This window comes from Microcoleus sp. w1-18aA5 (assembly GCF_036701705.1).
Taxonomy (GTDB): domain Bacteria; phylum Cyanobacteriota; class Cyanobacteriia; order Cyanobacteriales; family Microcoleaceae; genus Microcoleus.
The window spans coordinates 1-11689 of record NZ_JAUPTE010000042.1 but is presented as its reverse complement, the minus strand read 5'-3'; the positions used below and the strand labels follow the sequence as shown (position 1 = coordinate 11689).

Below are 11689 nucleotides of genomic sequence, written 5' to 3'. Positions count from 1 at the left end.
AAGTCTTAATAGCGTTAGTGGCTCCTGAAAAGAGCTGACTTCGCAGATAGTCAATGTTCTAGTCTTAGATATAAAAAACCACTAGCGTCAGTTATGAATAATTGGAATTCGCAATCGGGAGATGTTGAGTGGGTAGATCAGGTTTACCAACTATTGCTGGAGATTGCTCGAAGCTCCCTGTCAGATATCCCCAGAATCCCGGAAAACATCACTGTTAAGGCTATCCCTCTGATCCAGAAGGTACAAACCATTCAGCAAAGACCTGACGGGCAAGTGTTCAAATCAGGTTCCTTTTCAGTAAACGATCACGAATGGGTCGATCGAGTCTGCCAACTATTGGTAGAACTAACCAGCGCGTCTTTGTCGGAACAGCCCAAAATGCCGGAAAACCTGGCAGGCAGATCTTTAGCCCTGGCAGATCGAGCACAAAAAATTAAAGAAGATATCGAAGAAAATGCAGCCCAAACCCCAGCAGATGAAGATGACAATTCCGTACAGTCTCCAGACGCGCTGCTTTCCCTCTTGCACCACAGTTTGAAAACTCAGCGCGCCAAAAGCTACAACCCCGATGCCCCCGAATGGCAGCAAGTCTTGAGCCTGCTCGACGTAGTGCAGTCAATTTATAAGCAAATCCAAAATTAAATTCAAGCTTGACTCAGGGGCATCTTTATTGTGCGAGATCGATCGCTCTTAAAGACAGGTGCTCTTTGACATAAAATTTTTTTTGCCGTAGCCCGAACATTTCCGATTATTGCACTTTTGTCAACTACACTAGGTTTAATCGGTTCTAGGGCAAGAGAACATGAGCGGAGAAAACATCGGCGATTTGTCAAAAGAAATATTAGCCGATCGCTATCAGTGCGATCGGCGGCTCGGCAAGCAAGCAGGAAGGCAAACTTTACTCGCCCGCGACTTAAAAACCCAACAGCAAGTAGTAGTCAAACTCCTCTCATTCAGCAGCGACTTTAACTGGGAAGACTTAAAACTGTTCCAGCGAGAAGTCGAAACCTTAAAATCCCTATCCCATCCGGCAATTCCCCGATATCTCGACTCCTTTGAAATCGACACGCCCAAGCGCAAAGGATTCGCCCTAGTTCAGACTTACATCGAAGCCAAATCCCTACAAGAATATCTCTCAGACGGCCGCACCTTCAGCGAAAGAGAAGTCAAACAATTAGCAACAGCATTATTAGACATCCTCGCCTACCTGCACCAGCGACAGCCCCCCGTCATTCACCGCGACATTAAACCCAGCAATATTTTACTCAAGAATCGATCAGGAAACAGCGTCGGCGAAGTCTACCTAGTCGATTTTGGTGCAGTTCAAACCCTAGCAACCCAACAAGGAAAAACAGTCACCGTTGTCGGAACTTATGGCTATATGCCGCCCGAACAATTTGGCGGGAGAGCAGTTCCAGCTTCCGACTTGTACAGCGTGGGAGCAACATTAATCGCCTTAATTACCAAGCAGCATCCTGCCGACTTGCCGCAGCAAGATTTGCAGATCGAGTTCGAGCAATTGACCAAACTCAGTCCCGGTTTTACCAATTGGCTGAAGTGGATGACGCATCCGACTTTAGAATGCCGTCCCGCCTCAGTCCAAATAGCAAAAGAAGTTCTAGAAAAACCACAGGAAATAAATAAATATTCCCAGACATTGAGACTGGGAAAAACGCTAGATACCTCTAGGTTGTTCAAGAATGCGATCGGGCGCAGCACTTGGATGGGAACTCTAGGCGTAGGATCTTGTGCAGCAATTTACGGAACCTTTATTTTTCCGGTAGTGGCGACAATTTTAGGAGGATTTATCGGTCTTTTTCTCGGCTTGCTGCTGGGGTTGGGGAACGGAATAATCGTAGGAATTGTGACGCGCTTGTGGTTTTTTCCCCTAACTAATCCCAAACTTCACCGACAGGTTTTAACTGCAATTAGTATTGTACTCTGTACCTCGATAAGCATCGTCTACTTTCGGATAATGGGTTGGAATAAGCTAAACGATTTGAGTTTTGAGATTATTTTCGTGCTAGCACCGTCGCTAATTGCAGGACTGTCAATGGGGGCAAGTAGCAAGTCTATTGCCCGGTGGTATCAAAAAGAAAGTGGACTGTAATCTAAAATTTACAGTTCTGGACTCACTCCGAGCAAATAAACCGGGTTTTTACGAAAAGACGCATTACAACCGCTAGACTCGCTAAACAACCCGGTTTCTGAACCCCGACGCTCCCCTCACACTCAAATTCATGTAAAAAAATATGACTAGCAAAATATTAGCAGAACGCTACGAAGTGCAGCGGCAACTAGGAAAACAAACTGGTCGCCAAACGCTGCTAGCTCGTGACTTACAAACTCACGAATTAGTTGTTATCAAACAGCTATTCCTCGGCAGCGATTTTGAATGGCAAGACCTCAAGCTATTTGAACGGGAAGCGGAAACTTTAAAAGCACTTTCTCACCCAGCAATTCCGCGCTACCTCGACTACCTGGAAATTGACGAACTAAATAGTAAAAGCTTTGCCCTGGTACAGACTTATGTAGAAGGAAAAACTTTGCAAGAGCATTTGCGATCGGGGCGTACTTTTAGCGAAAGCGAGGTAAAACAATTAGCTAAATCGCTGTTAGCAATTTTGAATTATTTGCACAAGCAAAATCCGCCTGTTATTCACCGTGACATTAAACCCAGTAATATTTTACTGCACAGCAGATCAGGTAACTCGGTCGGACAAGTTTATTTAGTTGATTTCGGTTCTGTGCAGAACCAAGCTGCAAAATTTGGCGGCACAATTACAGTAGTGGGAACTTACGGGTATATGGCACCCGAACAATTTGGCGGGCGCTCGGTTCCGGCTTCTGACCTCTACGGTTTAGGTGCAACTTTAATTTATTTGGTAACGGGTTTGCATCCCACCGAACTGTCGCAGCAGGATTTGAAAATTCAATTTGCCGATCGGGTACCGCAGGTCAATCCTAATTTAATAGATTGGCTGGAGTGGATGACAGAACCAAGTTTGTCCAAACGGTTATCTTCGGCTAGGCAAGCATGGCGAGGGCTTAAAAATCCCCACCTTATCAACAAAAGTCCTATGGTGGTGCTGCAGCCACAAGGCAGCGATATTAAACTTACAAAAAATTCGGAGTTTATAGAAATTGTAATTCCGGCAAAAGGCATCGGTTTTGGTTTAATTGCCACGCTTTCGGCTGTGGTATCTGCGAGTCCTGTCTCATTTATAGCAAGGGATATGTTGAGCGATGCGTTAAAGATAAATCCCCAATTTTTTATAATAATATCAGGAAGTTTGTTATGTATGGCAGGACTAAAGTTGATATTTGCACTATTTCGAGAAAGGCGCCTCAGAATCGATCGCCAGCAAATCTCCTGTAGCAGCCATCTACTGGGGTTGAGATGGAATCATGCCAAGCCATCTCCCAGAAACGAGATTTGCCACTTGGAAATTCAACAACGTGAATATAGAAACAGCGGTATTGGTGTAAAAGTTATAAAAGTTATGATTTTTGCTTTTTCAATCCCTAGAGAGTTATATCAAGCGGCATCATTACTTATGCAGAAGGGCCACTCGGAAGTGAGATTAGGGAAAGTCTATCAGATGATAGTTCAAGCAGGCAACCACAAATATCAGTTAGGAGAGAAGGAGGGACTAAGTGAATCAGAAATCAAGTGGTTAGCAACAGAACTGAGCCAGTGGTTGGGTTTGAAAATTAAAATAATTTTGACAGACGGTAAACAGAATAAATGGTTCTGAAAATATCTCCCTCGCCCAAACAAACCATTCCCCTCTCAAACTGTGGGATCGGCGCCCCGCCCGTCCCCTCTCTCTTGTGTGGGATGGGCGTCTCGCCCGAAAGCGTGTATTCTCCCAGCCGGCGACACACTCCCCCGCTTTCGGTCAATCTCATGCAGCATCGATCCCGATCGCCCGTAAAATGCTATCAAAGGGATTTGGCAAGTAGCACTCATCCCAATCATCTGTTAACTTGGAGATATTGTTGTGGACTTATCGCTAATTCCGGCACAGCCGAAACCAGGACTGCTCAACGTCCTCATCGAAATTACCGCCGGTAGCAAAAACAAGTACGAATTTGATAAAGACTTACAAGCCTTTGCTCTCGATCGGGTGCTTTCTTCCTCAGTCCAATATCCGTGTGACTACGGCTTCATACCCAATACCTTAGCCGATGATGGCGACCCCCTCGACGGCATGGTGATGATGGATGAGCCCACATTTCCAGGGTGCATAATCGCAGCCCGTCCGATCGGAATGCTGGAAATGATCGACGGAGGCGACAGGGACGAAAAACTTTTGTGCGTTCCCGACAAAGACCCCCGCTATGCTCACTATAAGTCCCTCAAAGACGTAGCCCCCCACCGCTTGGACGAAATAGCCGAATTTTTTAGAACCTACAAAAATTTGGAGAAAAAAGTCACGGAAATTCTGGGTTGGCAAGATGTCGATCAAGTAATGCCCTTAGTGGAAAAGTGCATCGCAGCCGATCGCAAATAAGCCCCTAGCCCGCACTCCTCGACTGCAACCCGACTAAAAACTCAGGGGGCAGAACTTAAGGCGATGCTGCACGTGAGGCGATGCAGTCGAGGAACAGATGGGTAGAATGTCAAATCAGTCGTGAATGCCGACTCACCGGAACAGCATTCCTGAAAACCCCGCCCCGGCCCCAATCTTGAAAAAAATACTACTCATAGAGTAAGATGAAGCGCAAATTCTACCTCTGGAGAATGAGTTATACGGCGGAGGAAGTTTTACCCGAACACTCTTATTCGGCGCTATCTTAATCTCAGAACACATAACACGGCGGGCAGCCCGCATGATGCAAAAAATAATCTCTTAAGCGTGACGTCTCCTACACGAATCGGTAAGGTTGAGAATTCTAACAGCCCAAGTATTAGGCACTCGAATAGTTTCCCGATCAAGGGCTTTATTATAGTACAGATTGCTAAAAACTAAAAAGTAAAAACTAAGATTTCAACTCCCAAGTTCCTGCCGCCAAAACTAAAAAAAATGCCAGATTCCGCACCCTCTCTACCCAATCCACAGCCTTCCGATCGCAAAGCCACTATGGAAAATAGTCCTTTGACCGAGTTTGTCGTTCAGTTTTGGGGCGTGCGGGGCAGCATCGCCACCCCCGGCACCAAAACACTGCGCTACGGAGGCAACACCTCCTGTGTAGAAATGCGCTTGGGCAAAAAACGCCTGATTTTTGACGGCGGTACGGGCCTGCGAGTTCTGGGCCTCAATCTGCTGCGGCAAATGCCGGTGGAAGCCCATATGTTTTTCAGTCATACTCACTGGGATCACATTCAAGGCTTTCCGTTCTTTACTCCCGCCTTTATCCCAGGGAACTGCTTTCACATTTACGGTGCGATCGCCCCCAACGGCACTACCATCAAACACCGTCTTGCTGACCAAATGGTGCACCCCAATTTTCCCGTCCCCATCCAAGTCATGCAGTCCGACCTCAAATTCAACGATTTGACCCCTGGGGATATTATCGAACTCGACGATGTGAAAATAGAAACGGCACTGCTGAACCATCCTAATACGGCGATCGGATATCGAGTCACCTGGGAGGGACACACAGCCGTCTACTGCACCGATACAGAACATTTTCCCGATCGCCTCGACGACAACGTGTTACACCTAGCTCGCAACGCCGACGTGCTGATTTACGACGCCAACTACACCAACGAAGAGTATTACGACTTCAAAACCCCAAAAGTCGGCTGGGGACACTCGACTTGGCAAGCAGGAGTAGAAATAGCGAAAGCTGCTGGAGTCAAAAAAATCGTGATGTTTCACCATGATCCGGGCCACGACGACAATTTTCTTGATCGTACAGAAGCAGAGGTGCAGGCAGCGTTCGCCAATAGCTGCTTAGCCCGCGAAGGCATGAGCATACCAGTAATTTAACCAAAAATAAATTCAGAATTATGAAACAGGAAAAACCCCGCAAACGTCGCAGAGTAGGCTTGCGGGGGCTTTACTCAACGTTGCTATTGTTGATAATTATCTGCTGTACCTGCGGCGGATGGGTTGCTGCTCAGACTGCTTACTCTCGCACTCCGGAGCGACTTGCTCAGGTGTCTTCGATCGAGGATACTGGTACGGTCGATCGCATCCCCGAACCCTACCAACTCGGACAGCAACTGTACCTAGAAAACTGCGCCACCTGTCACATCGCTTTACCGCCGCAAGTATTACCTACAGAAACTTGGCGCAGATTGCTGCAAGATCCCCAACACTACGGACAAACCATCAAACTGCTAGTAGACCCGCCCCGCCTGCTAGTGTGGAACTACCTGCAAACTTTTTCCCGTCCCCAAGCCAAAGACGAAGAACTCGCCTATCGAGTCGCCAGTTCTCGCTATTTCAAAGCACTGCACCCCAAAGTCAAGCTGTCCCAACCCGCAAATATCAGCAGTTGCGTTACTTGTCACCCCGGCGCGTCTCAATACAATTTCCGCAAGCTTACCGCCGAGTGGGAAAACTCTCCGTAGCGAACACAGGACTTACCCACAAACTATTAACTAGGGGAGTTATGCGGGCTGATTGGGTCGTGGGTTTATCCGTCGAAAGCGGATGAGGAGGTTTTTTGATTAGTTAGCTGACTTAGCCTTCATCTTCCATCACAGTTCCCTTGAAATTTGGGTAAGGGTTCAAGTCGAATTCCTGTCCGTGTAATTGAAAAAGCTTTTCCTTGATTTCTTTGTGTTCTTCTTTTGCTTTTCGGCGCCCATATACCTGCTTATTTTGTTCAATTTGCTCAATCAAAAACACTATTGCCTCTTTATTAAAGAATTCAAGGTAAGGAGATATGGCTTCCTGAAATCGAGAGTTTGCCTCATCAAATCCTGTGCTAGCACAGTAATAACTAGATAGTATGCGACAAAATAAATGTTGCCACTCTTCTGTATCAGGTGTCTTAAGCAAAAAATTTAATTCTCCCTCCGTAAAATTGAAGTTAATATCGTTTTCTATCAAAGATAAGATGTCTTGATAGTGTACATCTAAATTATTCTTCACAAACCATCCAAAGATTTTGCTTGTGTTAGTAGTTTTAACATTATGCTGTATTTTAAGTATCGCCTCTACATTAAGAAGATAATAAATTTTATGATTTTGTGACAAATAAATTACTAAAGAATCCAAAGTGCGCGGACTCGATGAAACATTACTATAATAGTCTTTCTCTCCTTTTATTTGGTTGAGAATACTTTCGGGGTGCCGATTTCCGATTACCTCAAGTGTTCGCAAATTGATAACTCTGTTTTTTCTGCACTTTTCGTTGTCCAGCTTAAATACCAACTTCCACAAACTTCTATAAATAGAAAGTTCAACTTCAGGTTTAAGTTTACTTAAATATCGACTTTCTAGATATTTTTTTACTTTTTGTGTAGTCTTAAGTGCTGGCGCTGCTTCCGCAATATCCTCTAAAAGTTCGTCAATTATTTTTTTCGTGTAGAAAGGCGGCTTTATAAGCAAATCCTCCAGAGTATTTCTAATCAGCGCCCTCACAGTTTCTTTGTTAGGTGTATGTAATTGTCTATCTGAGTCTAATATAGGGTGAGCGGATAGATGGCGTTGCTTTTGAAGATATAGCAGATTTTCATATTCTGAGTTATCCAACAGATTTGTCTTTGCATGGGTATCCTCAATCAGTTTAACTTCCCAAGAGGATGATTTGGGATTATCCTTTTGTAATTTTGTAAGGTCATTAAGAATTGATTTGGCATCTTTGTCTTGATATAAATCAATAAGATATTCAAGTTTATAAACTATGTCACAAACAGCGACAGACCAAAGCATTACCACTGCGGAACGATAGTTGCCATTGTGGTACGAAGATAGAACTTCTTGAAAATAATCTTTTGTCTTGCCGGAATGTATTTTTTCGGAAAGATTTTCTAAAGAGAATTCTAACATTACAAATAATTTCCTCAATTATAGCTTTCTGGTGAAACAGCTAAGAGCATTTCACATTTTCTTCTTGCGCTTCTTCTTGTTCTAATAAGCTCATTAATTTCTGAGCAGCATCACCATAATCATAAGGCGACCAAACACGATAACCCGCGCCATTATCCAATGGCTTTAACATTTCTTCTTTCGCGAATTCAGCCATTAAGAACTGCATTGTTTGAAACTTCTCAGCAGGGGATAACTGCCGAAGTCGGTCTAATAATTCAATATTTTAAATAAAACGCCATTGAATTCATTTCTCCATTTTACCACGACTTTGAAATTTAAACCACTCCCAAAAATCTTGGTTTTAACTCTTTATCTGCGTCCATCTGCGTTTGTCTGATCCCATCTGCGGTTAAAGCTCAAAAAAACTAAAACTAAACAGGCAAAAACAGTTCTGAAAAACTAATTTCAATCTCAGGAAAAGCTAGCATTCTAATCACAGCATTATCTGCAACAACTATCTCAGATTGATAGCCTCCCGGTGCAGGATTCCGGTAAATATATGCCTCGCGCGCAGCTACATCTAAAATCCAATATTCAGGGATATTTGCTCTAGCATAAATCGGTGCCTTTTCCCGGCGGTCAATTTGTAAGGTCGAGTAGGAAACTTCAATTAACAGCAAGATTTCGCTAGGATTTGGGTGATGGTCGCGATAATCTCCCGGATCGATACAAACAACTGCTATATCTGGTTCCGGTTCCGAAGTTGCTAAAGTAATTGGCAACTGCACGCGAATTGCTGCTAAATCTCTTAGCAGGTGTTGTAGATATCGATCGCTGCGTTGGGTTGTAGCAGCATGGGGTGGAGTTTGTGCGCTCATTTCAACAATTCTCCCATCTAGCAATTCAATCTTATCACCTTCAGTGAGAATGCCAGCTTCAATCATGCGGTGATATTCTTCGACTGTCCAGGTTCTTTCTTTTGTTGCTGTCATAATCTTTGCCTGCAAAAGCTTACTTCCTATTATAGTAATTGCCGATTCAATTAAAAAACACTGATTTGTCCGGTGTTGGTCGAGAACCCTTTTGAAAGCGTTCCCAAGACTGTTTTAATTGAGCAGGATCTGGATATTCGCGATCGTAAACCACCAGGACATTCGTCAAATTCCGTCCCGGCGGCCATAAAATCTGCCCTTGATGAGCCAAACCTACGGAAGCACCACCGTCCAAATTCATCGCTTCAAAACAGCCGTAGCACGGGCGAGGGCGGGACGCATCGCTTGCATAACCTTAGCTTCTGCTTCCAAAGACAAACTATCAAAAAAAGTTACCAGAAATAACTTCTCTCTCGAAGCCGGAAAGCCGATCGCCGTTCTCGAACCCACGCCCACAACATTAGAATCTTTAAAACCTTCCGATAAAGGAGACAGCCAAACTTTCCCCTCTTTAACCAATCTCGGCCCGCAAGTCAAAGAAAACCAATATTGACTCCAATCCAGCTTACGCTTACTGGGCCTCGCACCTTACAAATAACCTCTAGCTTTACCCTCATCAATAACTCTGACGGCTAACGGTGAAGTTTTGCGACTGCCGATAACGTCTGTTGCCAAACCGACCAAACTCGCTAGTCAGTTCCAACTGAGATGTTGCACCATTGTCAATAAGCCTTTGATGAACGGGCTCTGGGACCCGTTCCACAAGAGGAAAATCTACTCTTTGTGGAACAGGCATCTTGCCTTTTCTTGAGAATGGTGCAAGATGTGAGTTCCAACCGAGTGGTTAGCGGCAGCTTGATCGGCATAGAAGTAAAAAATCTGTGCTTTTAACTACTTTTTGACCAATTGTTATGATATCTTAACTTTACCGGAGGCTAGTTCAGACAATTTAAGAAGCCTGGTTATCAAGTAACCTGATTTATGATTGACCCTAAAAAAATTCAACTGAAATGGGAAAGTTATTGGTTTAAAACCTTTGGAAGATGGCGATCGTGTCCATTGAGCTGCCCCATAGACAGACCTCATCCTCGGCATATTTTTTGGAGTTGGATTGGTAGTTTTTTGGCAATTACTGCAACGTCCTATCTTGCTATAAAAACTAATTCTCCTTTACTAATGGCTCCGTTTGGCGCTACAAGCGTTCTGATATTTGGTGTCCCTGACAGCCCCTTGGCTCAACCCCGGAATGTCATTGGGGGGAATTTCTTAGCTGCTCTCACCAGTTTAATCATTCTGCATTTTGTCGGTTCTTCTCCCTGGGCGATGGGAATGGCTGTTTCTAGTGCGATCGGAATTATGCAGATTACCAGAACTCTACATCCCCCTTCGGGAGCAGTTGCCTTAGTTGTCATGATGACCCAACCAGACTGGAAATTTTTGCTAACACCTGCTTTTGAGGGCTCAATAATCTTGGTCTTGTGCGCCGTCATCTTTAATAATTTAGCCGCAGAAAGGACGTATCCCAACCACTGGTTATAGCATTGTCTCTAATTTTCTCATCCTCCCGAGGGTGCACTACCCAAAATCTGGATGCTCCCTCGATTCCTTCTTCCTTTTTCGTTCTTTCTGCCATCCGTTAGATCCCGATTCACTGCGCGTTGCCGAACTTCCTGCTGCTAGATCAATCAAAAAACACTGATTTGTCCGGCGTTGGTCGAGAGCCCTTTTGAAAGCGTTCCCAAGACTGTTTTAACTGAGCCGGCGCCGGATATTCTTTATCGTAAACCACCAGTACATTCGTCAAATTCCGTCCCGGCGGCAATAAAATCTGCCCCTGATGAGCCAAACTCACCGAAGCACCCCCGTCCAAATTCATCGCTTCAAAACAGCCGATCGCCTGCATAACTTTAGCTTCTGCTTCCAAAGACAAACTATCAAGAAAAGTCACCAAAAATAACTTATCTCTCGAAGCCGGAAAGCCGATCGCCGTTCTCGAACCCACGCCCAAAACACCAGCATCTTTAAAACCTTCCGATAAAGGAGACAGCCAAACCTTCCCCCCTTTAACCAATCTCGGCCCGCAAGTCAATCGATTTTAGATTTTAGATTTTAGATTTTAGATTGACTTGCGCGAGATAAATGCTCTTTCTTGAGGATTTTCGATTTTCGATTAAAGAATTGATTCCACGGATAAATCACGTGGCGGGTACCACCTTTGAAATTCTTGGTCAGAGAAAACCAATATTGACTCCAATCCGGCTTACCTTCAGTTCTAGCCGTCACCATTTCCAATTGATTTCCCGCTTTAATTCCCAAAGTCGTGCCGTAATTTTCCCATCTGCTGTATTTCATAAACTTACCCGCTGCCACCATATTTCCCAGCACAGATTTCTGCTCATCTTTACCAAAAAAAGTCCCGTTAGCAACAACAGCAGCCCGGTAACGCGACACCATATTTTCAAAAGGCTCGTCGCCCCGCGTTACTTTAGAAGTATTTGCAAAAGCTGCATCATTAGCTAACCCAATTGTGAGATAAATTTCCGGGTCTGCGACGTCAATAGTTGTGATATAAAAACTTGCGCCAGCTACAGTTTTTCGGCTGACTTGTACAGGTTTGGCTTGCTTAGCAGAACGTTTGATAATTTTAGGTTGAGACGGCTGCACAGCAGGAGATTTTTCGGGCGATTTTACAATAGGATTACTCGGCAGAGGTTGATTGGTTTTTGCTGATTTTATAACGGAATTGCTGGCAGGGCTATTTCATTCTAAACAACTCCTTAATTAGTTTAAGGCCAAATCCCGCCAGACGTTGGGCTTGAGCCA

At 44.5% G+C, this 11689-nt stretch carries 15 protein-coding genes; 7 read left to right on the top strand and 8 right to left on the bottom strand.

Features of this window, described 5'->3' with window-relative positions:
* The first annotated feature begins 93 nt into the window (after window positions 1–93).
* From Q5691_RS16470 to Q5691_RS16460, 3 genes are all read left to right on the top strand, one after another.
* Complete coding sequence (locus tag Q5691_RS16470; RefSeq protein WP_333345664.1) at window positions 94–642, top strand: inorganic pyrophosphatase; 549 nt, start codon at window positions 94–96, stop codon at window positions 640–642.
* Between the two features lie 160 nt (window positions 643–802).
* On the top strand, window positions 803–2110 hold the full coding sequence (locus Q5691_RS16465; RefSeq protein ID WP_333308842.1) for a serine/threonine-protein kinase: 1308 nt from the start codon (window positions 803–805) through the stop codon (window positions 2108–2110).
* Window positions 2111–2252: 142 nt separating this feature from the next.
* Window positions 2253–3758, top strand: coding sequence for a serine/threonine-protein kinase (locus Q5691_RS16460; RefSeq protein WP_333308840.1), 1506 nt, complete (start codon window positions 2253–2255; stop codon window positions 3756–3758).
* Between the two features lie 35 nt (window positions 3759–3793).
* On the opposite strand, the gene Q5691_RS16455 is transcribed toward Q5691_RS16460, so the two are convergent.
* Complete coding sequence (locus tag Q5691_RS16455; protein ID WP_333308838.1) at window positions 3794–3973, bottom strand: hypothetical protein; 180 nt, start codon at window positions 3971–3973, stop codon at window positions 3794–3796.
* A 31-nt stretch (window positions 3974–4004) separates the two neighbouring features.
* Between Q5691_RS16455 and Q5691_RS16450 the strand changes: the two genes are divergently transcribed.
* From Q5691_RS16450 to Q5691_RS16440, 3 genes are all read left to right on the top strand, one after another.
* Window positions 4005–4517, top strand: coding sequence for an inorganic diphosphatase (locus tag Q5691_RS16450; RefSeq protein ID WP_006634582.1), 513 nt, complete (start codon window positions 4005–4007; stop codon window positions 4515–4517).
* A gap of 513 nt (window positions 4518–5030) precedes the next feature.
* Window positions 5031–5939, top strand: coding sequence for an MBL fold metallo-hydrolase (locus tag Q5691_RS16445; RefSeq protein ID WP_333345662.1), 909 nt, complete (start codon window positions 5031–5033; stop codon window positions 5937–5939).
* Window positions 5940–5959: 20 nt separating this feature from the next.
* Window positions 5960–6526, top strand: coding sequence for a diheme cytochrome C (locus Q5691_RS16440; RefSeq protein WP_333308834.1), 567 nt, complete (start codon window positions 5960–5962; stop codon window positions 6524–6526).
* A 112-nt stretch (window positions 6527–6638) separates the two neighbouring features.
* Here Q5691_RS16440 and Q5691_RS16435 read toward each other — a convergent pair whose 3' ends face one another.
* The 5 genes from Q5691_RS16435 to Q5691_RS16415 all read right to left on the bottom strand — a co-directional run bounded on the left by Q5691_RS16435 (window position 6639) and on the right by Q5691_RS16415 (window position 9385).
* Complete coding sequence (locus Q5691_RS16435) at window positions 6639–7952, bottom strand: hypothetical protein (protein WP_333212332.1); 1314 nt, start codon at window positions 7950–7952, stop codon at window positions 6639–6641.
* Window positions 7953–7992: 40 nt separating this feature from the next.
* Window positions 7993–8148 (bottom strand): hypothetical protein, encoded by a 156-nt coding sequence (locus Q5691_RS16430; protein WP_333308832.1) that lies wholly within the window; start codon window positions 8146–8148, stop codon window positions 7993–7995.
* A gap of 217 nt (window positions 8149–8365) precedes the next feature.
* A complete protein-coding gene (locus Q5691_RS16425; protein ID WP_333308830.1) occupies window positions 8366–8926 on the bottom strand; it encodes a Uma2 family endonuclease in 561 nt (186 codons plus the stop codon).
* Between the two features lie 46 nt (window positions 8927–8972).
* Window positions 8973–9167 carry a hypothetical protein gene (locus tag Q5691_RS16420; RefSeq protein ID WP_333308829.1) on the bottom strand — a complete coding sequence of 65 codons (195 nt, stop codon included), beginning with the start codon at window positions 9165–9167 and terminating at the stop codon, window positions 8973–8975.
* Window positions 9164–9385, bottom strand: coding sequence for a hypothetical protein (locus tag Q5691_RS16415; protein ID WP_333345661.1), 222 nt, complete (start codon window positions 9383–9385; stop codon window positions 9164–9166). Before Q5691_RS16415 ends, Q5691_RS16420 begins: the two co-directional genes overlap by 4 nt.
* A 462-nt stretch (window positions 9386–9847) precedes the next feature.
* On the opposite strand from Q5691_RS16415, the gene Q5691_RS16410 reads away from it, so the two are divergent.
* Window positions 9848–10405, top strand: coding sequence for an HPP family protein (locus Q5691_RS16410; RefSeq protein ID WP_333308827.1), 558 nt, complete (start codon window positions 9848–9850; stop codon window positions 10403–10405).
* A gap of 142 nt (window positions 10406–10547) precedes the next feature.
* Here the strand turns inward: Q5691_RS16410 and Q5691_RS16405 are convergent, their stop codons facing one another.
* Both Q5691_RS16405 and Q5691_RS16400 read right to left on the bottom strand, forming a co-directional pair.
* Window positions 10548–10937: a phosphodiester glycosidase family protein gene (locus tag Q5691_RS16405; protein ID WP_333345658.1), complete on the bottom strand. Its 390-nt coding sequence runs from the start codon at window positions 10935–10937 to the stop codon at window positions 10548–10550.
* A gap of 38 nt (window positions 10938–10975) precedes the next feature.
* Complete coding sequence (locus Q5691_RS16400) at window positions 10976–11530, bottom strand: hypothetical protein (RefSeq protein WP_333345654.1); 555 nt, start codon at window positions 11528–11530, stop codon at window positions 10976–10978.
* Window positions 11531–11689: the final 159 nt, after the last annotated feature.

Coding starts and splice junctions, on each gene's coding strand:
- Q5691_RS16470 (WP_333345664.1), top strand. CDS start 94: ATGAATAATTGGAATTCGCAATCGGGAGATGTTGAGTGGGTAGATCAG.
- Q5691_RS16465 (WP_333308842.1), top strand. CDS start 803: ATGAGCGGAGAAAACATCGGCGATTTGTCAAAAGAAATATTAGCCGAT.
- Q5691_RS16460 (WP_333308840.1), top strand. CDS start 2,253: ATGACTAGCAAAATATTAGCAGAACGCTACGAAGTGCAGCGGCAACTA.
- Q5691_RS16455 (WP_333308838.1), bottom strand. CDS start 3,973: ATGAGTGCTACTTGCCAAATCCCTTTGATAGCATTTTACGGGCGATCG.
- Q5691_RS16445 (WP_333345662.1), top strand. CDS start 5,031: ATGCCAGATTCCGCACCCTCTCTACCCAATCCACAGCCTTCCGATCGC.
- Q5691_RS16440 (WP_333308834.1), top strand. CDS start 5,960: ATGAAACAGGAAAAACCCCGCAAACGTCGCAGAGTAGGCTTGCGGGGG.
- Q5691_RS16435 (WP_333212332.1), bottom strand. CDS start 7,952: ATGTTAGAATTCTCTTTAGAAAATCTTTCCGAAAAAATACATTCCGGC.
- Q5691_RS16430 (WP_333308832.1), bottom strand. CDS start 8,148: ATGGCTGAATTCGCGAAAGAAGAAATGTTAAAGCCATTGGATAATGGC.
- Q5691_RS16425 (WP_333308830.1), bottom strand. CDS start 8,926: ATGACAGCAACAAAAGAAAGAACCTGGACAGTCGAAGAATATCACCGC.
- Q5691_RS16420 (WP_333308829.1), bottom strand. CDS start 9,167: ATGAATTTGGACGGTGGTGCTTCCGTAGGTTTGGCTCATCAAGGGCAG.
- Q5691_RS16410 (WP_333308827.1), top strand. CDS start 9,848: ATGATTGACCCTAAAAAAATTCAACTGAAATGGGAAAGTTATTGGTTT.